We start from the raw sequence: 21,566 nt of genomic DNA, 5'->3' as shown, positions 1-21,566 counted from the left end.
CGGAACCCCACCGTGGTGAGGCGATGACGGTGGACGGACCGGTCCCCTCCGGCCCGTCGGTGCTTCCCCGTTGTGATCGGTGTTTCCCCGTTGTGCGCCGTGCGCGGTGCGGTGCGCCGCGCACGGTGTGCGACTGTTTGCGGCCTTCAGGCCGATCCTGCCCCCTGCACGGGGGCGGGGAACGGCAGGACGGCCACTGTTACGTTGTCGTGGCCCCCACCGTCGAGGGCGTGACCGACGAGGACCTGAGCGCCGTGCAGGGGACGTGCGGCGGCGTCGAGCGGGACCGCCTCGGCCATCTCCTCGGCCCCCTCCGCGTAGTTCCACAGTCCGTCGGTGCACACCACGACCACACCCGGCCGGTCCGGTTTGAACGAGGCGGTGTGCGGCTCCAGTTCGTAGGCGTCCGCGCCGAGCCAGCCGGTGATCGCGTGGGCGCGCTCGTCGGCGTACGCCTCGGCCTCGCTCATCAGGCCCGCGGCGACCATCTGGGCGGCCCAGGAGTCGTCCTCGGTGAGCCGGGCCGGGGGCGAACTGCGGTCGGCCGGGACCCAGTAGGCGCGGCTGTCGCCGACCCAGCCGACGACCAGCAGTCCCGGGGTGACGACCGAGCCCACGATCGTGCAGGCGGGGGCGTTCTGGTGGGGGGTGTGCTCGCGGGCCGTGGCGGGCTCGTCGGCGAGCGCGTTGACGGCATGCGAGGCGGCGAAGATCGCGTCGTGCATGGCCTGCTGCGGGTGCGTGCCCTGCGGCAGAGCGGCCAGCAGCGACTCGCTCGCCGCCTTCGACGCGGCGAGGGAGGCGGCGTCGGGCCGGGTCGCGGAGGACACGCCGTCGCAGACGATCGCCACGAGCGCGGGGGAGCCGTCGGGTAGGGCGGCGCAGCCGAGGCCGAAGGCGTCCTCGTTGCGGTGGTGGCGCAGACCGCGGTCGCTGACGGCGGCCATCGGCCCCGACTCCTGCTCCATGTGGTCGCGTTCGCGCGGCTGGGCGTGTCCGCAGTTCTCGCAGTACCCGTCGTCGTCCACCCGGCCCGCACGGCAGGCCACGCACACCTTGGCGGTCTCGGCCACCGCGGCGGCCTCGGCGGCCACCCGGGGGTCCGGCGCCTGGAGGGGGTACTCCTCGGGCTCCGAGGGCCGGTCGAACCGCACCCCGGAGGCCGGGGGGACGGGAGAGCCGGCGGAGGGCGGGACCGGAGCCCCGGGGGGCGGCGGGGGCAGGTGTGACCCGTGACCGGAGGACGGCGGGATCGGAGAGCCCGGGGGAGGCGGCGGTGGAGGCGGCGTCGATCCGGAGCCACCGGACGGCGGCAGGGAGCCGTGTGGCGGCAGAGCCGCAGCGGCCACACCAGGAACACCAGCCGCAGCGGACGCACCAGACACACCGGCTGCACCGGACGCACCAGCAGCACGAGGCACGCCAGCCGAACCAGCCGCACCGGTCACGCCGGCCGCACCGCTCGGCCCGACCGCACCGGTCACACCGGCCGTACCGGCCACGCTGGCAACACCAGCAACACCACTCACGCCGGCCACACCGCTCACATCGGCCGCCCACACGCCCGTACCGCTCACCGCTGTGCCCCGCGGTGGGGTCGGCGGGGTGGTGCCGTTCATCGTGAGGGTCGGGTGGTCGTCCGGGCGGGGCGGGACGGCGGACAGGTCGTATCCGCACGCTCCGCAGAAACGGTCACCCGCATCGAGCGGCTCCGCGCAGCTCGGACACGTCGGCAGGGCGGCCTGCCGGGGCATCTGCGACATCAACTACACCCACGTCCGGGGGCGGTAACGATTGGCACGTTCCACCAGGTCGATCCTCTCCTCACCGCCGGTCGCCAGTCGGGCGAGCGTGCGGTACGAGCGCTCCAGGCCGAAGCGGAGCCCCCGCTCGTCCAGTTCGCTGCCGAGCAGCGGTCTCCGGGCGTCCGGTCCCGTGCTGTGGCCACCGGAGAGTATCCAGTCCAGCGCGCAGCCGAGGACTTCCGCGGACAACTGCTCGCGCCGCGTCGGGTCGAGACCGTACGCGTCCAGCGCCTCGACCTGCGCCGCCGAGGCGGTGAGGTCTTCCAGGAAGGGTACGTCGGAGGCGGTCGCCGTGCGTTGCCGGAGGCGGGCGCGGACCGCCGCGACGCGGGCCGCGGTGTAGTGGATGGAGGACTCCGGCACCGACTCCAGCGTCCGTACGGCCCCGGCGCGGTCGCCCGCCGCGAGCTGGACGCGGGCCAGACCGAACGCGGAGCTCACGAAGCTCGGGTCGGTGGACCACACCAGGCGGTAGTACTCGGCGGCGTTGTCCAACTGGCCCAGCACCTCCGCGCACAGGCCGAGCGCCAGCTTGGGCGTGGGCTCGCCGGGGAAGGCGTCGTAGATCGCGTCGAAGCCGAGCGCGGCGCCCTCGTGGTCGCCGGTGACCAGTCCGGCCACGGCTCGGTACCAGACGACGCGCCAGTCGTCGGGCCGTTCGTCCTCCAGCTTCTGGAGGGACGTGAGGGCGGCGGCGTGGTCGCCGTTCTCCAGCCAGGCGCGGACCTGGCGCAGCCGGGTCTCCACCGACGGCGCGGGCGCGGACGTGAGGGCCGAGATCAGCTCCGTCGGGGCGGAGGCCAACAGGCCCGCGAGGAAGCCCGCGTTGGGGTCGGTCGGGTCGACGTGCGGGACCGGCAGCGCGAGTGCGGCGGCCGGCGCGGGGACGGTCTTGACCAGCCCGGGCACGACGACGGCCGCCGGGCCGGGGAGCGCGCCGCCCACGCCCGGCAGGGGAGTTCCCGGCACCGTGCTGCCCGGGCCCGCCGCCCCGGCGACCCTGCCGCCGGGCCCGGACTGGGCGGGTACGACGACCGTGGCGCCGCCCGGAAGCGCGCTGCCCAGAGCCAGGACCGCCCCGGAGGTCCCCGAGGTCCCGGAAGTCACCGAGGTCCCGGAACGCCCGGGGAGCCGACGGCTTCTGACGACCCGCGCCCCCAGCCGCGACACCTCCCCGTCCAGCTTCGGGAACAGCTCCGCGTCCGTGACCTTCACCTCGGGGCCGAACAGCGTGGACAGGGCCGGCCGGGCCCGTCCGGACTGCAGCGAGACGACCTCCCGCAGCACGCCCGTCAGCTGCTCCGCCATCTCCTGTGCGGAGGCGAACCGGCGGGCCGGGTCGGGGTCGGTGGCGCGGACCAGGAGGCGGTAGAAGGACTCGTACTGGCGGAAGACCTCGATGTGGTCGGGGTCGGGCAGCGAGTCGGCGAAGACGGTCGTGTAGCCCTGGAAGTCGAAGGTCATGACGGCGAGCGTGCGCCCGACCGTGTACAGGTCGGAGGCCACCGACGGGCCGACCTCGGCGACCTCCGGGGCCTGGTAGCCGACCGTGCCGTAGATGGCCGACTCGTCGTCGTCCATCCTGCGCACCGCGCCCATGTCGATCAGCTTGAGCTGGTCCTCGGTCTGGATCGCGTTGTCGACCTTGAAGTCGCAGTAGAGCAGGTTGCGGCTGTGCAGATGGCCGAGGGCCTCCAGGGCCTCGATGCCGTACGCGCACGCCTGCTCCACGGGCAGCGGGTCCCGCTTCCCGTCGGGGGTGCGGCGGTCGTTGGCGATCTCCTTGAGCGACTTGCCGCCGACGTACTCCATGACGATGTAGCCGTCGAGCGAACCGGTGCGCTGGTCGAGGTGCTCGACGAAGTTGTAGATCCGCACGATGTTGGAGTGCTCGATCTCGGCGAGGAAGCGCCGCTCGGAGATCGCGGCGGCCATCGCGTCCTGGTCGCCGGTGTCCAGGAGGCCCTTGAGGACCACCCACCGGTCGGAGACCGCCTTGTCGACGGCGAGATAGACCCAGCCGAGTCCGCCGTGCGCCAGACAGCCCACCGTCTCGTACTGGCCGTGCACGACGTCGCCGGCCTTCAGCTTCGGCACGAAGGAGTACGGGTGCCCGCACTTGGTGCAGAAGCCCTCCGTACGACCCTCCCGCTCACCGCGCGAACGGCCTACCGGCGCACCGCAGTCGGAACGCGAGCAGAACCGCTTGCGCTCGGGCACCTCCGGGTTCTCCAGGACCATCGCGCGCGGGTCGGGGCGCGGCACCTGCGGCACCGTGACCAGTCCGACGCCGAGCCGGGCCCGCCCCGAGGAGCCGGCCGTGGAGCCGGAGCTGCGCACCGACACCGAGCGCCCGGTGGACCTGCCGGACAGCGAGCGCGAGAGGCGTCCCGACACCGAGCGACGCGACTTCGACGACTGCGACGTCGTACGGGAGCTGCGGGCGGAGCGGGCGCTGGAGCGTGAACTGCCGCTGCTGGAAGAGCCCTTGGAGCTCCTGCCGCCCGTCACCCCGGTCGCGGGCGAGCCGACCAGGCCGCCCGCCGAGACGACCGGGGCCAGACCGCAGGTGTCGCAGTACAGCTCGCCGCCGCCCATGTCCTCGTACGACCCCTCGCAGCCCGGCCGCTGACACGACTGTCCTGCCTGACTCATGGCTACCGCTCCCCCCTGTGGTCCTCGGGTCCGCCCTGCTCGGGCACGCGCGGGGCGGCCAACTGCTCGGCGGCCGCACGCTGATAGCGCAGGACGGCCTGTTCGGCGACGCGCAGATCGCACGGCGCGCTCCACAGCATGCGGCGCGCCGCGTCGTAGCGCTCGATGAGGAACGGGTCCTCGGCGAGCCCGTGCCGGGCGACCTTCGCCTTGTAGGCGTCGAGGCGGCCGCGCAGCTCCGCGCGGACCGCCAGCGGCTGGGTGACCGCGGTCAACGACTCGCGGGCGCGCAGCAGTTCGTCGTCCGCCTTCTGCTCCAGGGACTCCAGGAGCGGGGACAGACGGTGCCACTGGGCGTGTCTGCGGTACTCGGCGGCCGTCGCCAGCTGCTCCTGCAGCACGGTCGGCGGACCGCTGACGACCGGCACCTCCGTCGCGGCGATCTTCGCGAGCACCTCGCCGCGCGCGGTGCGCGCCTCGGCCAGCGTGCGGTCCGCGCGGCTGAGTACGTCCCGCAGCCGGACCAGCCGCTTCTCGGCGTCCTGGCGGACCGTCAGCACGGCGTCGATCTCCCGGCGCACGTCCTCCAGGGCGCGCGCCTCACGGTCGTACACCGTGGTGTCGGGGCGGCCGCCGCCCGGCGCCGAACTGCCCTGCGCGCGCACCCAGTGCGCGAGCGGGTCCGAGATCACCTGCTCGCGCAGGACGGTGAGGGTGCGCGTGATGCGCTCCAGGTCGTCGCCCGCCGGGTGCTCGCCCGGGCGTACGCCCACGGAGTGCGCGAGCTGGCGGGTGCGCTGGAGCTCCGCGGCCAGTAAATCGATCCGCGCGGGCAGCGCCGACCACACCGCGTCGGCGGCGACGACCATGTCCAGCGACGAGGCGTACAGCTCGTTCATCCGGTCGACGAGGGCGGTGAGGGAGAAGCTCTGGCTGAGCTTGGCCGCGGCCGTGCCGTGCAGGGTGGGCGCGTAGGCCGTGGCGCTGGCCGAGCCGGCGATCGAGCCGGCGACCGTGACGGACTCGCCGCGCAGCAGCTCGGTCAGCTCCACCAGGTCCTCGCGGCTGGACCAGCGGCGGCGCGAGCGGATGTCGCGGGCGCCGCGCAACGCGTCCGTGTACGCGTCGAAGTACGCCCACAGCAGGGTGATCGACGCCTCCGCGGACGCCCAGCGCTCCCTGGTGACGCCCGTCAGCTCGGCGCCTTCGAGGAGCCGGCGGCCCGCGTGGTCCTGCAGGGCGAGGAGCGAGGTCTCGATCGCCTCGTGCTCCGCGCCGAGCCGCGCCAGCGCACGGTCGACCTCGTCCCGGTCCATCACCGGCCCGGGGGGTCCCGTGACGCCCATCGATCACCTCTCGCTGCCGTGTGTGTCCGCTGTCGGTCGTTGCTCGGTCCTGTGCTTCGTCGGTCCGTACGTCAGCTCGTGCGCAGGTACTGCGGCGCGGGCGGCTTCGACGTCGCCGCGTCCGCGCCCAGTGTGGCCGACAGCCACTTGTCGTACGAGGTCTGCCAGCCGCTCGCGCGGTACTCGACCAGTATCCGGTTGACCCGGCGTACCAGGTCGTCGGCGTCCTTCTTCATCGCCACGCCGTAGTACTCGGTCGTGAACGGCGCGCCCTTGAGCTCGACCGTCGGATCCTGGGCGGCCTGGCTCGCCGCGAGCGCGCCGTCGGTGACCACCGCGTCGGCCTCGCCGAGCTGCAACCGGACCAGACAGTCGAGCTGGTTGGGGACGGTGCCGGCGATGTCGACGCTGGCGGCGAGCGTGCCGGCCTTCTGGTCGTCGGTCAGCTTGGTGTTGGCGGTCGAGCCGCTCGCCGTGCAGACCTTCTTCTTCGCCAGCGTGGAGTTGTAGCCGGTGATCGTCGAGGACTTGGGGGCGAGGACCTGCTGGCCCGTCTTGAAGTAGGGCGCGGAGAACGCGACTTCGCCCAGCCGGGTGCACGCGATCGTCATCGTGCGCACCACCATGTCGACCCGGCCCTCCTGGATGGCCGGGATGCGCTGGTTGGTCGGGATGGCCTTGAACTGCACCGCGTCGGGGTCGCCGAGGATGTCCTGGGCTATCCGGTGCACCAGGTCGATGTCGAAGCCCTCCAGCTCCGCGCCGACGTTGTTCGGGTCGCGGTAGCCCCAGCGGTAGCTGTTCTGGTCGACGCCGACGATCAGCTTGCGCTTCTCGCCCTGCCGGGCCTTGATCGCGGCGATCGTCGGACCGTCCGCGGCGGACGGCGACAGCGTCTGCTTCTCCGGGTCCTTGCACGCGGCGTCGGCCGCCGGACTGCCCTCGGCGACGCCCTGGCCGCCCGGCGCCGGACCGCCGTCCCCGGAGGACTGGGTCCACGGCAGCAGCAGCGCGAACGCCAGCGCGAGGGCGCACACGGCCGCCATCGCGCCGACTCCGCCCCAGCCCCTCAGCCCGGCCCGCAAGACCGTCAGCCCGGCCCGCACTCGTCGCGTACGCATCGTCACGCCCCCTCTCACCGGTACTCCGACAGCCTGCGGCCGATGCCGAGCACCGCGCCCGCCGCGCCCAGGACGGCGAGGGCGGCGGCGCCGATCGGCAGTCCGGCCATCGCGTCCAGACCGTCCCCGGCCGCCTGCTTGAACTCGGTCTGCTCGTGCGCGAGGGCGTCCGCCAGATTGTCGTCGACGTTGTCGAAGCACGCGCCCGTCGCGTCCTTGCCGCCGATGACCAGGGCCAGCGCCTGCTCGTAGTTGCCGTTGTCGTCCTGCGCGCGGGCCGCGGTGTGGCGCTTCTTCCACTCCGCCATGTTGCTCTCGGCCGACGCGACCGGCTTCTCGCCCGACTGGTCGTCGGCGAGCTTCGCCGCCTCGGCGAGGCCCTTGCCGAGGGTGTTCATGTCCGTGGCGAACTCGTGGTCGTACTTGTCGAGCGTCACCTCTTCGCCGTCCGCCGTCACCTTCACGGTCTCGGCGCCGCGCGACACCAGCGTCAGGTTCTCGTTGCCGCGCGCCTTCAGGGACGCGATCCGGGCGTCGTGCAGGACGGTCAACGAGCGGACGCCGTGGTCGTAGGAGTCGTTCAGCCCCGCGCGGGCCACGCTGTGCCCGACGACCAGCCACAACAGGACGACGGTGGCGGCCGCCGTCGCGGCGACCAGGCCGTGGTTCAGCACCCGGTTCGTACGGCGGTAGTTGCGGTGCTGGGCATAGGCCAGGCCGGCCAGCGCGAGGACGCCCAGCGCGATCGCCGCCCATGGATAGGGCGTGGCGTCGGCGTAGTCGTCCTCGAGCCGCTGGTTCTCGTTCTGGTAGAGATCCTCGGCGGCCGGGAGCATCTCGACCTGCATCTTCTCGTTCGCGTACCGCAGATACGCGCCGCCGACCGGGAAGCCCTGCCGGTTGTACGTCCGCGCGCGCTCCACCAGGCCCTTGTACTCGGGCAGCAGCTTGTTCAGCTTGGTGATGTACCCGGTGGAGGAGGAGCCGGGGTCGGCGTTGTTGGCCGCGGTGACGAGCTTGGCGGCGGCCTCGTCGATGTCCTGCTCGTAGCGCTGCCGGGCCTCGGGCGTCTCCTGGCCGCCCGCCAGGAAGCCGCTGGAGGCGGCCGTGTTGGCGTCGGCGAGGGCGCGGTAGATGTCGGCGGCGGCGGTGCTGAGCGGCTGGCTCTTGTGCAGCACGTCGTCCGCGGCGGCGGCCCTGTCGCTCGTCTGCCAGGCCGTCACCGCGCCGAACGCGATGACCAGGAGGGCGAGGATCGCGCCGATGACGCGGAGGCGGCCGGGTTCGGTCGTCGCGGCGGCGCGGGCTTTGTCCAGGCCTTCGGCGAATGCCGTGCGGCGCGGTGCCGGTGCCGGCGGCTGTGCGGTGACAGTCGGTGCCGGATGTGCCACGTTTCGACCTCCCCCATGGTCATCTCCCGCCGTCAGTATTGCTGGCGGGACCGGCAATGTGTACCGGCCTTCACTGGATCTTGATCAGATCGCAGTCACCCCTGTCCATGAGAACGCCGTGAGCGTGTGTTCGGTTCCTTCGCCGCGGGAGCGTTGTGGCTGGTCGCGCCCACGCGGCGGAGCCGCATGTCGATGCAGCCCCGCGCCCTTCGACGTACGGATGCTCAGCCCTCGTTGAAATGTGCCCGGAGTCTTCCCTGTGCCTCCGGTCCCGCCTCCAACCGGTCCAGGCCCAGCAACGCAGCCCCCAGCACGGGGCGTGCGCGCACCACACTCACCACCGCCTTCGGCGCTCGCGCCGTGAGCAGCTCCCGTACGCCGTCGTCCAGTTGCCCGTGGCCCGCCGTGAGGACTCCTCCTCCCAGCAGCACGGGTGCTTCCTCCTCCAGGAGGTCCAGGCGGGTCAGGGCGACCACGGCCATGGTCGCGACCTCCTCGGCGAGGCGGGCGACGATCGTGCGGGCCACAAGGTCGCCTTCGGTCGCCGTGGCGAAGAGGACGGGGGTCAGCTCGTGGCGGCGGGCGGGGGGGATGTGCTCGAAGTGCAGGGCTTCTATCAGGGCGTACATGGTGGGGAGGCCGAAGTGGGCCGGGAGGGTGTGGGAGAGGGCGGTCGGGCCGCCTCTGCCGTCGGCCGCTCGTGCCGCGTGCCAGATCGCCTCCTCGGCCAGGCCCCAGCCGCCGCCCCAGTCGCCGGAGAGGCGGCCCAGGGCCGGGAAGCGGGCGGTGCGGCCGTCGGGGCGCATGCCGACGCAGTTGATGCCCGCCCCGCAGACGACGGCCACGCCCCGGGGGTCGGCGACGCCGGCCCGCAGGATCGCGAAGGTGTCGTTGCGGACGTCCACGGACGTGCCCCACGCGCGTGTGTGCAGGGCCGCCGCCAGTTGTTCCTCCTCCACGGGCAGGTCGGCGTTGGCGAGGCAGGCCGAGACATGGGCCACCGAGGTGACGCCGGCCGCGGTGTACGCGCGCGTGACGGTGTCCGCGAGGTCGTCCACCGCCGCCTCGACCCCCACGGCCGGCGGGCGGAAGCCGCCGCCGCGGGCGGTCGCCAGGACCTCCCCGTCGGCGGCCACCACGGCGACGTCGGTCTTGCTGTTGCCCGCGTCGATGGCGAGGACACTTGCCGTCAGGCCCACGCGAGATGCTCCCGGTTGTGTGCGATCAGTCGGTCGGTCAGCTGCTCGGCGTATTCGTACTGGCCGATCAGGGGGTGGGCGAGGAGGGCCTTGTAGACCCGGTCGCGGCCGCCGTGCAGCGCCGCCGCCAGGGCGAGGTCCTCGTACGCCGTCACGTTGGCCATCAGGCCCGAGTACAGGGGGTCTACGGGCTCGACGGGCAGCGGGGTGGGGCCCTTCGGGCCGACGGCCGCCTGGACCTCGATCACCGCGTCGTCGGGGAGGAAGGGAAGCGTGCCGCTGTTCCGCGTGTTCACGACCTGGTACGGGCTGCCGGAGCCGGTCAGCAGGGCCGCCGCCAGGTCCACGGCCGCCTCCGAGTAGTACGCGCCGCCGCGCTTGGCGAGCAGCGCGGGCTTCTCGTCCAGCGTCGGATCGCCGTACATGGTCAGCAGTTCGCGTTCCATGGCGGCCACTTCGGCGGCCCGTGACGGCTTGGTCCGCAGTTCCCGTACGACCTCGTCGTGGGCGTAGTAGTAGCGCAGGTAGTACGACGGGACCACGCCCAGGCGGTCCAGGAGCGGGCGGGGCAGACGTAGGTCGGCGGCGACGGCGTCGCCGTGGTCGGCCAGCAGGCGGGGCAGGACGTCCTCGCCCTCGGGGCCGCCCAGCCGTACCGCGGTCTCCCAGGTGAGGTGGTTGAGGCCCACGTGGTCCAGGTGGACGTCGGCGGGTGTGACGCCCAGCAGGCCGGCGAACTTCCGCTGGAGGCCGATCGCCACGTTGCACAGGCCGACCGCCTTGTGGCCGTGTTGCAGCAGGGCGCGGGTGACGATGCCGACCGGGTTGGTGAAGTCGACGATCCAGGCGTCGGGGTTGGCGCGGCGGACGCGTTCGGCGATGTCCAGGACCACCGGGACCGTGCGCAGGGCCTTGGCCAGGCCGCCCGCGCCGGTGGTCTCCTGGCCGACGCAGCCGCACTCCAGCGGCCAGGTCTCGTCCTGTTGGCGTGCCGTCTGGCCGCCGATGCGGAGTTGGAGCAGGACGGCGTCGGCGCCGTCCACGGCCGCGTCCAGGTCGGAGGTCGTGACGATGCGGCCGGGGTGGTCCTGCTTGGCGAAGATGCGTCGGGCCAGGCCGCCGACCAGCTCCAGGCGTTCGGCCGCCGGGTCGACGAGGACGAGCTCCTCCACCGGGAGCGTGTCCCGCAGCCGGGCGAAGCCGTCGATGAGTTCGGGGGTGTAGGTCGATCCTCCGCCGACCACGGTGAGTTTCATTGACTGCATGTCTGGTTCAACCCTTCACGCCGGTCAGGGTGACGCCTTCGACGAACGCCTTCTGGGCGAAGAAGAACACGAGGATCACGGGGGCCAGGACCAGCACGGTGGCGGCCATGGTGAGGTTCCAGTCGGTGTGGTGCGCGCCCTTGAAGGACTCCAGGCCGTAGGAGAGCGTCCACGCGGCCGGGTTGTCGGACGTGTAGATCTGCGGGCCGAAGTAGTCGTTCCAGGCGTTGAAGAACTGGAAGAGGGCGATGGCGGCGATGCCCGGCTTGGCCATCGGCAGCACGACCTTCAGCAGGGTGCGCAGATCGCCGCAGCCGTCCACCTTCGCCGCGTCCACGTACTCGTTGGGGATGGTCATCAGGAACTGGCGGAGCAGGAAGATCGAGAACGCGTCGCCGAACGCCATCGGCACGATCAGCGGCCACAGCGTGCCCGTCAGGTCCAGCTGCTTCGCCCAGAACAGGTACATCGGGATGACGACCACCTGCGGCGGCAGCATCATCATCGAGATCACCAGCATGAGCGTCAGATTCCGGCCCCGGAAGCGGAACTTGGCGAGCGCGTACGCCACCGGCACCGACGACACGACCGTCAGGACGGTGCCGAGGCCGGCGTAGATCAGGGTGTTCTTCCACCAGGTGAGGAAGCCCGGGGTATCGAAGACCTTCCGGTAGTTGGCCCACTCCCAGGTGTGCGGGATCAGGTCCCGGCTGAGGGCCTGGGAGTCGCTCATCAGCGAGGTCAGGAACACGAACACGAAGGGGAGCGTGAAGAAGAGGGCGACGGCGATCCCGAGGGAGTGGACCGCGATCCACTCCAGGAGCGCCTTGCGGCGGGCGGTCCGTTCGGCGGGCGAGTCGGGGGCCTTCGGCTCCGCGGCGCTGTCCGTCGACCGGTGCAGTACTTGGGTCATCAGTCACCTGCCTGGATGAGACCGCCCCGGCGCCGCATCAGGAACGCGGTGAACGCCATCGACAGGGCGAAGAGGAGCAGAGCGACGACACACGCCGAGCCGTAGTCGAAGCGCTGGAAGCCGAGGTTGTAGATGAGCTGGGGGAGGGTCAGGGTGGAGTGCTCCGGGTAGCCGGGCTCGAACATGGTGCCCGCGCCCTGGATCACCCCCGAGGCGACCTTCCCGGCGATCAGCGGCTGCGTGTAGTACTGCATCGCCTGGATCACCCCGGTGACGACCGCGAACATGATGATCGGCGAGATGTTCGGGAGCGTGACGTAGCGGAAGCGCTGCCACGCCGACGCCCCGTCCAGCTCCGACGCCTCGTACTGCTCCTTGGGCACGTCGAGCAGCGCGGCCATGAAGATGACCATCAGGTCGCCGACGCCCCACAGGGCGAGCAGGGTGAGGGCCGGCTTGGACCAGGTGGGGTCGTTGAACCAGCCCGGCGCCGGGATGCCGATCTTCTCCAGGATCGAGTTGACCGGGCCCGTGCCGGGGTTGAGGAGGAAGGCGAAGGCCATGGTGGCGGCCACGGGCGGGGCCAGGTAGGGCAGGTAGAAGAGGGTGCGGAAGACGCCCGTGCCCGTCTTGATCTTCGTGATGAGCAGACCGACGCCCAGTCCGAACAGGACCCGCAGGCTCACCATGATGACGACCAGCCACAGGGTGTTGCGCAGGGCGGGCCAGAAGAAGGGGTAGTGCTCGAAGACGTACGTCCAGTTCTTCGTCCCGCTCCACGTCGGCGGCTTGAAGCCGTCGTAGTGCATGAACGAGAAGTAGACCGTCGAGATCATCGGGTACGCGAAGAAGACCGCGAAGCCGATCAGCCAGGGGGAGAGGAAGGCGAGGTTACGAAGCACCGAGCGCCGGTGCTTCGCCCGCAACGTGTGGGTGGCCATGGCTACTTCGCCTGCGCGATGTCCGTGTCGATCTGCGCGGCCGCCTTCTTCAGACCGGCCGTCAGGTCGCTGGTCGCGCCGCTCTCGTAGTCGTAGCCGAGCTGCTGGATCGTCGTCAGGTACACGCCGCCGTTGATCGACGCGGGGGACGAGGTCGAGTGCGGGTTCGACGCGATGTCCAGGAAGGTCTTGAAGCGCGGGTCGTACTTCAGGTCCGGCGACTTCAGGGCGGCCAGCGTCGAGGGCACGTTGTGGATGGCGTTGGAGAAGGCGACGACCGCGTCCGTGTTCGTCGTCATGTACTTCACCAGCTCCCAGGCCGCGTTCTGCTTCTTGCTGGTCGCGGCGATGCCGGCGATGGTGCCGGTGATGTAGCCCTTGCCGTACTGGTCCGCCTGGTCGTCCGGGACGGGCAGGGGCGCCACGCCGATCTCGAAGTCCGGCTTGGCGTCCAGGGCCATGCCCAGCCGCCACTCGCCGTCGAGCTGCATGGCCACCTGGCCGGTCTGGAACGGGTGCTTGGGGCCCCACTCGTCGCCGAGCGTGGAGCGGAAGGTCTCCAGCTTCTTGAAGCCGCCGAGCTCGTCGACGAGCTTCTTCTGGAGGGTGAACGCGTCCGCGACGGCCGGGTCCGTCGCGACGGTCGACTTGCCGCTCTTGTCGAAGTACGTCGGCCCGAACTGCCCCATGTAGTGCTCGGTCGTGGTCTCCCACCCGTGGTAGTTCGGCATGAAGCCGAGCTGCTTGTACGAGTTCCCCTGGGCGATCGTCAGCTTCTTGGCGTCGGCCTCGAACTCGGACCAGGTCTTGGGCGGAGCGGTGATGCCCGCGGCCTTGAACGCCGTCTTGTTGTAGTAGAGGCCGTACGCGTCGCCGAGCAGCGGTACGGCGCACCGGTCGCCGTCGAACTGGGTGTACTCGTTCATGGCCTTGGGGAAGGTCGTCGCCGGGTCGATGTCCGACTTCTTGAAGAACGGGTTGAGGTCGACCAGGGCCCCCGACGAGCAGAACTTGCCGACGTTGTTGGTGGTGAACGACGAGATCACGTCGGGCGCCTTGCTGCCGCCCGCCCGCAGGGCCTGGTTGATCTTGTCGTCGGTCATGTTGCCGACGACGTTCACATGGATGTTGGGGTGCGCCTTCTCGAAGCCGGCGACCAGGGCCTTGACGCCCTTCACCTCGTTCGGCGCGCTCCAGGCGTGCCAGAAGGTGAGGGTCGTCTCCTTGGACGCGTCGTCGGAGGAACCGGACGCGGACTGGCCGGTACAGGCGGTCGTGCTCAGGAGCAGAGCGGTGGAGACCGTGAGGGCAAAAGCCGCTTTTCGGGCTACTTCGGGTATGCGTGTGGGCATGACGGAGCCTTCCGGGAACGGGACGGTGAGGTGAAGGAAGGAGAGCGTGACGGGAGGAGAGCGTGAGGGGTGGGGCGTGACGGGAGGGGGCGGCGTGGAGGGGCGCCGTGAAGGGGTGGCGCCCAGGAGGTGGTGCGGAGGGGGAGGTCGGGGCGGGTGGGGTCAGCGGGAGGTGTCGAAGACCTCGTCGCGGGTGGCGGCCAGCGCGCTCTCCAACGCGCCGCGCAGCACGGGCCGTTCGATGACGTCGCCCATGACCAGCTTCGGCCGGGAGGCCGCCAGCTCCTCCAGCTCGGCCTGGACGAGTGCGCGCAGCACCTCGCCGCCGGCGGTCAGGGAGGCGCCGCTGAGGACGACGAGTTCGGGGTCGAGGACGGAGACGAGGGAGGCGAGACCGGTCGCGAGCCGGGTCGCGTAGGTGCGCAGCAACTCCCGGTGGGGGCCGGATTCCTGGTCGCCCGCCGCCCGCTCCACGAGGGCCGCGGCCACGTCGGCGTACGGTCCGGTCGGGAGGTCGGCGATGCCCAGCTCGCGGGCCAGCCGGGGGATCGCCTGCGAACCGGCGAGTTCCTGGTAGCCGCCGCTGTTGGCCTTGGTGACCTGGCGGACCAGGGGAGCGCCCGGCACGGGCAGGAAGCCCACCTCGCCCGCGCCGCCGGTCCAGCCGCGGTGCAGCCGCCCGCCGAGGACGAGCGCGGCGCCCAGGCCGCCCTCGTTCCACAGCAGCACGAAGTCCTCGTGTCCGCGGGCCGCGCCGAGCCGTTGTTCGGCCACGGCGGCGAGGTTGACGTCGTTCTCGTACTCGACGGGCATCGGCAGGGCTGCGGCGAGGTCGTCGAGCAGCGCCGGGGAGTGCCAGCCGGGCAGGTGGGAGGCGTAGCGCAGGCGGCCCGTGGTGGGGTCGAACGCGCCGGGGGTGGCGACGACGAGCCGGTGCACGTCGTCCCGGGTCAGCCCCGCGGCCTTCACCGCGCCGTCCAGGGCCTCGGTGACCTGTCGTACGACGGCCCCGGCGGTGTTCCTGCCGGGTGTGGGCACCTCGTAAGCGCCCACGGTCCGGCCGGTGACGTCGGCGACGGCGGCGAGGACGCGTTCGGGGGTGACGTCGAGGCCGGCGGCGTGGGCGGCGGTCGGGTTGACCTCGTAGAGCTGGGCGTTGGGGCCGGGGCGGCCCTCGGTGGTGCCGGTCGCCAGGACCAGGCCCGCCGCCTCCAGCCGGGCCAGCAGCTGGGAGGCGGTCGGCTTGGACAGGCCGGTGAGCTTGCCGATGCGGGTGCGGGACAGGGGGCCGTGCGCCAGCAGGAGGTCGAGGGCGGCGCGGTCGTTCATGGCGCGCAGGACGCGGGGGGTGCCCGGAGTGCCGGCGGGTCCTGTGGAACCTGCGGGTCCTGGGGTTCCCGGGGTTCCGCTGGTCCCTGCGGTTCCTCTGGTCCCTGCGGGTCCTGCCATGGGTTCGACACCTGCCTTTCTGAACTGCACAGCTTCTCAGTGACGTCGGACGCAAGTCCACATCCGGCCACTGTTAGGAAACTTTCCTATCGGCTGGAAGGGAACGTAAGCCCGGTACGAAGCGGGCGTCAAGGTGTGAAAAGAGAAACCGCCCTCCCGGCAACAGAGTCGTTACCTGGAGGGCGGTTCGGGTGCTGCTCAGATGCGGTGCGGGTACTGCGCGGGACTGCCGGCGGTCGGTCAGCCGGTGTAGGCCGGGGGGTCCACCTGGACGTAGTCGCCCGCGGTCGTCTTGGCCGCGGTGGTGGAGGTGCCGGCGAAGACGAAGCGGTAGTAACCGCTCTTGGTCGCCTTCGTGGTGGTGGAGAGGGCGCCGCCGGCGGCGGAGGTGATCCCCTTGACGTTCTTGTAGCTGCTGGTCCCCTTGGCCCGGAACTGCAGGGTCACCTTCTGGCCCTTGTACCCGGAGTACTTGCCGATGTCCCAGTTGGCGCGGGTCAGGCTGCCCTTGACGGTGAGCGTCTTTCCGGCGACCGCGGGCTCGGGGGTGGCGTTGACGGTGAGGTGGGCGGCGCGCTGCACCTTCGCCGTCGCCGAGTTGGCCCACAGGTCGTAGCCGAGCTCGAAGCTGATGTGACCGTCGGAGTCGTCGTCGTCCTGGTCGATACGGGTGTAGAAGCCCGCGGCCTTCCAGGTGCCGGCGTCGGCGGCCTCGTACAGGTTGTCCCACGGGTCGACGACCAGCGTCTGCGTGCACGACTGGGTCACCGTGGTGTCGGTGGTGGCCGTCGTGGCGCAGGTGGGCGCGGCGCTCGGCTCCAGGGAGTTGTCCTGGTCCTTGAGGGTGCCGCGGTAGAGCAGGACGCCCGCGAAGTTCGTCTTGTAGTCGATCGTCAGGTCGGACGGGCGGGTCACCGTGTACGTCACCGGCACCTTCACCTTGGCGGTGGTGCCGACGACGATCGCCTTGCCCTTGTTGACCGTCACCCCCGAGAAGGTCAGTGCCGGCGAGGCCGCCGACGCGGCGGGCGCGACCAGGACGCCCAGAGCCAGGGCGCCGGTCACACCGACGCCTATGGCGAGCTTTCTCATGTATCCCCTATCCCCACATTCGAGTCGGCCCCCCGGGCGACGTCGCGCTCCAGAACAAGGGACCGATGTGGGAGTGACGATAGGCGGTGCCGTGACGTGGGTGATAGGCGGGTGACCTGTGCAGGTGCTGAGCGAATGTCAGCGGCCGCCCTCGAGGAAGGGGGCCTACTTCGCCGGGGTGGCCCGCGGCTGCGCGATCGGTGTCGTCGCCGCCACCTGCGGCGAGTCCGCGTTGGCGAAGACCGACGGGGCCGCGACCGAGGCGGTCGGGTCGGCGAGGTCCTCCTCCGCGGTGGCGGTCGCGCCGCCGACGATGCGGATGTCGGCCGCGTCGAAGGCGCGCTTGACCCGCCAGCGCAGCTCGCGCTCGACCGAGAGGGACTTGCCGGGCATCGTCTTCGCGGAGACGCGCACGACCATCGAGTCCAGCAGCACGCTGTCCAGGCCGAGCACCTCGATCGGGCTCCACAGGAGCTCGTTCCAGGGCTCTTCCTTGCTCATCTTCTCGGCGACCTCGTCCAGTGTGGCCTTGACCCGGTCGAGGTCCTCGGCCGCCTTGACGGTGACGTCGACGCCGGCCGTCGCCCAGCCCTGGGAGAGGTTGCCGATCCGCTTGACCTCGCCGTTGCGGACGTACCAGATCTCGCCGTTGTCGCCGCGCAGCTTGGTCACGCGCAGGCCGACCTCGATGACCTCGCCGGAGGCGACCCCCGCGTCGATCTGGTCGCCGACGCCGTACTGGTCCTCCAGGATCATGAACACGCCGGAGAGGAAGTCCGTGACCAGGTTGCGCGCGCCGAAACCGATGGCCACGCCCGCGACGCCGGCGGAGGCCAGCAGCGGGGCGAGGTTGATCTCGAAGGTGCCCAGCACCATCAGCGCCGCGGTGCCGAGGATCAGGAAGCTCGCCACCGAACGCAGCACCGAGCCGATCGCCTGCGAGCGCTGAGCGCGACGCTCGTGGTTGACCAGCAGCCCGCCCAGGGTCGTGCCGTCGACCGACTCGACCGTCCGGTTCATCCGGTCGATCAGCTTGGTGATCGACCGCTGCACCACCACTCTGAGCACCGCCGCGACCACCAGGATCAGCAGCACCCGCAGCCCGATCGCGAGCCACGTCGACCAGTTCTGCTCGACCCAGCTGGCGGCGTTCGTCGCGCTCTCCTGGGCGTCCTGGAGGGACGGGACCGTCACGGTCGGCGACTCCGAGGGAGTCGGCGTCGGCGACGAACCGGCGGCCAGAAGGACGGCGGACAAGGACACGGCAGGTACCTCCAGGTGCTGCACTGCTCCGTCCGGTGCGGCGGGTCAAGGGCGACACGCGCTGCAAGGTCACGGAAAGGTCACCGGGCGGCCAGAACCACCACACTAACGGGGCATTGTGTGTGGTTCGGCGAGATGCGAGAAGGAGAGACAGGCCTCACTGAGTGTGCACAGGTCGCGCGGACACGCCGTGCGAGCAGGCCAGGTAAACAGGCCGTGTGAACAGGGTGTGATCCTGGGGATGCATCAGGGTGTGGTCGAAAACACTCCCAGCCCGTTACCGGGACATGGTGGCGCGTCCACCAGCCAAGAGGAGAGACTGACTGCAGATCGTCCCGGCGCGAGCCACGCGCCGCCGACGCCCAAGGAGGCATCCGTGCCGCATGTCCTGGTCCTCAACGCGTCGTACGAGCCGCTCGGCGTCGTACCGCTCCGCCGCGCGCTCGTCCTCGTCCTGGAGAACAAGGCAGTCTCCTTGGAGGAATCCGGCGCCTTCATGCACAGCGAGACCGTCACCCTCCCCGCACCCAGCGTGGTCCGGCTCAAGCGATTCGTCCGGGTTCCCTATCGGGGGCCCGTTCCTCTCACCCGTCGAGCGCTCTTCGCGCGGGACGGGGGCCGGTGCATGTACTGCGGTGGCGTCGCAACCAGCGTCGACCACGTCATCCCACGCAGCCGCGGGGGCCGACACGCGTGGGACAACGTGGTGGCGTCCTGCCGTCGCTGCAACCATGTCAAGGCAGACCGCCATCTCGTCGAGATCGGCTGGCGGCTGCGCCACAAACCCGCCCCTCCCTCTGGCCTGGCCTGGCGCATCATCGGCACCGGCCATAGGGACCCGCGCTGGCTGCCGTACTTGCAGCCGTTCGGCGCGGACGACGCCCTGGCCCGGATCGACGGCATCTCCGCCTGACGATCCGGGCTTCTTCATGCCCCGTGGCACCGCACCGGCCGGCACCGGCCCGCACCGGCCGGCACCGGCCCGCACCGGCCGGCACCGGAGGTACCGGAGGACCTGGCCACGGGGCCCTTCGGAGCGGGCGGCGTCTCACCGTCGCGGCCCTTCCGGGCGCGCTCCGCATACGGCGTACAGGGCCGTGCCCAGCACGAACGCCGTGCCGGCCGCCAGCCACGCGCCCTGCTGGTACCCCGGCTGCACGGGCCACGCCCACACCGTGACCGCCCGCCCGCGCACACCGTGCGACGCCAGGTACACCGCGCTGACGTAGCCGAACCCCGGCAGCCAGCTCAGCCGCGCGCCCACCAGGACCGCCGCGGCCGCCGTCACCCCGACACAGCCCAGCGTGTTGCGGATCATCGCCGGGGGCCCGAAGAGAAGATCGTCCCCGAGCACGGCGAGCGGCAGCAGCGCCGCCGCGAGCGCGGTCGGTCCGAGCAGCTGCGCCAGCCGCCGTCGCCACCACGGCCGTACCGCCGTACGATCCAACTCCTCGGACGCGGTGAACAGGCTCGCGCCGATCACCGCGGCGGCCAGCAGCGGGGCCAGCGCCACGATCGGCACCCGCCGGTACGGATCCAGATAGGCGTCCAGCCGACCCGCCGCCCACACGGCGAACACGGCCGTCCCGGCGAGCGCGGCGAGCGTGAGAGGAACGGCGCGGGAGCGGGCGTAGAGCCACGTGCCCGTGCCCGTCAGGGGGCGGGCAGCGCTCACAGTGCGGGCACCCCCTTCGCGTCGCAGTCGCGCGCCGTCGCGAAGTACGCCGACAACCAGGTCCGGCGCTCGTCCGCGCCCATCGCGGCCAGCCGCGCGCGGGCCGCCCGCCGTTGCGCCAGCTCGGCGCGGTCGGCCTTGTCGCCCTCGGCCGCCAGCTCGTCGAAGGTCGTCTGCGCGGGACTGGGCGCGAGGTAGTTCTCCACCGCGTCGTCCGCCCGGCTCACGCGCGCGTCCGGGGCCTTCGCGCAGTCGGCCCGGTTCTGCAAGGCCATCACGGCCTCCCACGCGTACCGCTCCGGGTTCGTCAGCCGCCCCCGGACGAACGACCAGCCCATCGGCGTCAGCATCGGCAGCTCCGCCTCGCCACGACGTGGCGACCCCGGGCGGTCCTCGAACCGCACCGGAAGGTTCCGTACGCCGTCCAGTCGGCCGGTGACTCCCGACAGGGCGGCCGTGACCTGCGGCAACAGTCCGCGGTAGCGGGCGTTCACACAGACCTGGGGCGTGGTCGACGTATCGCACACCTGACCGCGCCCGGCCGGGTTCGGCTGCCACAGCCCGTCCCCGGTCTGCACCAGCAGCACGCCCGCGGCCGTCGCCGCGGCGAGCGGCAACAGGGCGGTGTACCGACGCCGGGCCGCGTACGCCAGCACCGCGGCCGCCGCCAGCCCGCCCGTCCACACCGCCATGGCCCCCGGCTGCCACCCGACCGGAACGGTCCCCACCCCGACCGAAAAGGCAGGATCGAGCAGCCGCCCGGACCCACTGCGCGCAGACCCCACCACGCCCAGAACCACGAACCCGGCCATCGCCAGCACCGGCGCGGCCAGCCGCCACGGCACCAACCGCCCCACCACCTGCCCGGCCACCGCACCGCCCACGAGCGTCACCGCGTCCGCCGCGAGCAGCCCGACGTACGGCTGATCCCCGCGCGCATACGCCCAGGTCGCGACCATCGCCCCACCCGCCGCGACCAGATACCCCCCGGCCGCCCACAACCCCACCGGCAGCGCCGACACCAGAAACCGAGCCAACGGCCCCCGTACGGCCGTCCCCCACAGCTCCTCCGTACGACGCCGACGCTCCCGCCCGCCCTGCCAGCAGCCCGCGGCCGCCGCGAGGGGCAGGACGATCAGCAGCGCGTCGTGCAACTCCGAACGCGTCTCCGCCCAACCGCCCTGCCACCGGTCCGCCGACCCGCCCAGCAGCACGGCCACCGTCAGCAGGACGGCGAACCCGGCCCAGGGAGCGAAGCCGCGCAGGGCTTCGGCACGCAGTGCTTCGGCTCGCACCGGGACTGGCGCGACATCCGCTACGAGGGTCATCGCGCCGCCTTTGCGGTGGTGCTGGTGGTGCCGTGGGCGCGGTGGGCACGCAGGGCTGCCGTGTATCCGCGCTCGATGGGGTTGTCGCCGACGTCCTCGCCGGGCGTGCTGAGCGCGCTGAGGGAGGCGGGGGTGCCCTGGTAGGCGACCCGGCCCCCGTCGAGCAGGGTGACCTCCGTGCAGGCGGCGGCCACGTCCTCCACCAGGTGCGTCGAGACGATGACCGTGGCGTCGCCGCCCAGCTCGCGCAGCAGCTCGCGGAACTCCACCCGCTGCTCGGGGTCGAGGCCCGCGGTGGGTTCGTCGAGGAGCAGCACGGCGGGCTCGTTGACGATGGCCTGGGCGATGCCGACCCGGCGGATCATGCCCCCGGACAGCGTCTTCACCTTCGCGTCGATCCGGTCGCCGAGGCCGACGCGTTCGACGGCGCGCTCGACGGCGGCCGGGGTGTCCGCGGCGGGCATCTCCTTAAGCCAGGCCACGTACGCGACGAACTCCCGCACCGTGAAGCCCGGGTAGTAGCCGAACTCCTGCGGCAGATAACCGAGTCGAGCCCGCACCGTGCCACGCCGCCGCGCGTCGCCGACGTCCTCGCCGAGGATCTCCACCCGCCCGGCGGACGGCTGCGCGACGGTGGCCAGGACCCGGATCAGGGAGGTCTTCCCGGCCCCGTTCGGGCCGAGCAGCCCGTGCACGCCCCGGCCGAGGGTCAGGTCCACGGTGTCGAGGGCGAGGGTCTTGCGATGCCGGACGCGCAGTCCGGTCACTCGT

At 71.8% G+C, this 21,566-nt stretch carries 17 protein-coding genes; 1 reads left to right on the top strand and 16 read right to left on the bottom strand.

What is annotated here, in order from left to right; translation table 11 throughout:
• Positions 1 to 146 precede the first annotated feature (146 nt).
• From OG562_RS14795 to OG562_RS14735, 13 genes are all read right to left on the bottom strand, one after another.
• Complete coding sequence (locus OG562_RS14795; protein ID WP_266397522.1) at positions 147 to 1,766, bottom strand: PP2C family serine/threonine-protein phosphatase; 1,620 nt, start codon at positions 1,764 to 1,766, stop codon at positions 147 to 149.
• A complete protein-coding gene (locus OG562_RS14790) occupies positions 1,767 to 4,460 on the bottom strand; it encodes a serine/threonine-protein kinase (RefSeq protein ID WP_266397521.1) in 2,694 nt (897 codons plus the stop codon). It abuts the gene before it with no gap.
• A 2-nt stretch (positions 4,461 to 4,462) separates the two neighbouring features.
• Positions 4,463 to 5,806 (bottom strand): hypothetical protein, encoded by a 1,344-nt coding sequence (locus OG562_RS14785; RefSeq protein WP_266397520.1) that lies wholly within the window; start codon positions 5,804 to 5,806, stop codon positions 4,463 to 4,465.
• A 71-nt stretch (positions 5,807 to 5,877) separates the two neighbouring features.
• Positions 5,878 to 6,927, bottom strand: a complete 1,050-nt coding sequence (locus OG562_RS14780; RefSeq protein WP_266397519.1) for a glutamate ABC transporter substrate-binding protein — start codon at positions 6,925 to 6,927, stop codon at positions 5,878 to 5,880.
• A 14-nt stretch (positions 6,928 to 6,941) separates the two neighbouring features.
• Positions 6,942 to 8,318 carry a hypothetical protein gene (locus tag OG562_RS14775; protein ID WP_266397518.1) on the bottom strand — a complete coding sequence of 459 codons (1,377 nt, stop codon included), beginning with the start codon at positions 8,316 to 8,318 and terminating at the stop codon, positions 6,942 to 6,944.
• Positions 8,319 to 8,542: 224 nt separating this feature from the next.
• On the bottom strand, positions 8,543 to 9,517 hold the full coding sequence (locus tag OG562_RS14770) for an N-acetylglucosamine kinase (RefSeq protein ID WP_266397516.1): 975 nt from the start codon (positions 9,515 to 9,517) through the stop codon (positions 8,543 to 8,545).
• A complete protein-coding gene (locus OG562_RS14765) occupies positions 9,508 to 10,773 on the bottom strand; it encodes a 6-phospho-beta-glucosidase (RefSeq protein WP_266409267.1) in 1,266 nt (421 codons plus the stop codon). The genes OG562_RS14770 and OG562_RS14765 overlap by 10 nt, the downstream gene beginning before the upstream one ends.
• Positions 10,774 to 10,789: 16 nt before the next feature.
• A complete protein-coding gene (locus OG562_RS14760; RefSeq protein ID WP_266397514.1) occupies positions 10,790 to 11,695 on the bottom strand; it encodes a carbohydrate ABC transporter permease in 906 nt (301 codons plus the stop codon).
• Complete coding sequence (locus OG562_RS14755; RefSeq protein ID WP_266397512.1) at positions 11,695 to 12,636, bottom strand: carbohydrate ABC transporter permease; 942 nt, start codon at positions 12,634 to 12,636, stop codon at positions 11,695 to 11,697. The genes OG562_RS14760 and OG562_RS14755 overlap by 1 nt, the downstream gene beginning before the upstream one ends.
• A gap of 2 nt (positions 12,637 to 12,638) precedes the next feature.
• Positions 12,639 to 13,988 (bottom strand): ABC transporter substrate-binding protein, encoded by a 1,350-nt coding sequence (locus OG562_RS14750; protein WP_266397511.1) that lies wholly within the window; start codon positions 13,986 to 13,988, stop codon positions 12,639 to 12,641.
• A gap of 162 nt (positions 13,989 to 14,150) precedes the next feature.
• Positions 14,151 to 15,317: an ROK family transcriptional regulator gene (locus tag OG562_RS14745; protein ID WP_266397509.1), complete on the bottom strand. Its 1,167-nt coding sequence runs from the start codon at positions 15,315 to 15,317 to the stop codon at positions 14,151 to 14,153.
• 360 nt (positions 15,318 to 15,677) lie between these two features.
• Positions 15,678 to 16,529 carry a hypothetical protein gene (locus OG562_RS14740; protein WP_266397507.1) on the bottom strand — a complete coding sequence of 284 codons (852 nt, stop codon included), beginning with the start codon at positions 16,527 to 16,529 and terminating at the stop codon, positions 15,678 to 15,680.
• Positions 16,530 to 16,694: 165 nt separating this feature from the next.
• On the bottom strand, positions 16,695 to 17,792 hold the full coding sequence (locus OG562_RS14735; RefSeq protein ID WP_266397505.1) for a mechanosensitive ion channel family protein: 1,098 nt from the start codon (positions 17,790 to 17,792) through the stop codon (positions 16,695 to 16,697).
• A 376-nt stretch (positions 17,793 to 18,168) separates the two neighbouring features.
• Here OG562_RS14735 and OG562_RS14730 point away from each other — a divergent pair, with 376 nt between their 5' ends.
• Entirely contained in the window at positions 18,169 to 18,705 is a 537-nt protein-coding gene (locus OG562_RS14730; RefSeq protein WP_266397502.1) for an HNH endonuclease, read from the top strand.
• A gap of 135 nt (positions 18,706 to 18,840) precedes the next feature.
• Here the strand turns inward: OG562_RS14730 and OG562_RS14725 are convergent, their stop codons facing one another.
• Genes OG562_RS14725 through OG562_RS14715 form a run of 3 tightly spaced genes read right to left on the bottom strand, consistent with a single transcriptional unit; the run spans position 18,841 to position 21,562 of the window.
• Positions 18,841 to 19,467: a hypothetical protein gene (locus tag OG562_RS14725; RefSeq protein WP_266397500.1), complete on the bottom strand. Its 627-nt coding sequence runs from the start codon at positions 19,465 to 19,467 to the stop codon at positions 18,841 to 18,843.
• Positions 19,464 to 20,795, bottom strand: coding sequence for a hypothetical protein (locus OG562_RS14720; protein WP_266397498.1), 1,332 nt, complete (start codon positions 20,793 to 20,795; stop codon positions 19,464 to 19,466). The genes OG562_RS14725 and OG562_RS14720 overlap by 4 nt, the downstream gene beginning before the upstream one ends.
• Positions 20,792 to 21,562 carry an ABC transporter ATP-binding protein gene (locus OG562_RS14715; protein WP_266409266.1) on the bottom strand — a complete coding sequence of 257 codons (771 nt, stop codon included), beginning with the start codon at positions 21,560 to 21,562 and terminating at the stop codon, positions 20,792 to 20,794. Before OG562_RS14715 ends, OG562_RS14720 begins: the two co-directional genes overlap by 4 nt.
• Positions 21,563 to 21,566: the final 4 nt, after the last annotated feature.

This window comes from Streptomyces sp. NBC_01275 (assembly GCF_026340655.1).
Lineage (GTDB): Bacteria > Actinomycetota > Actinomycetes > Streptomycetales > Streptomycetaceae > Streptomyces.
The sequence above is the reverse complement of the archived record's forward strand: the minus strand, read 5'-3'. Positions and strand labels throughout refer to the sequence as shown.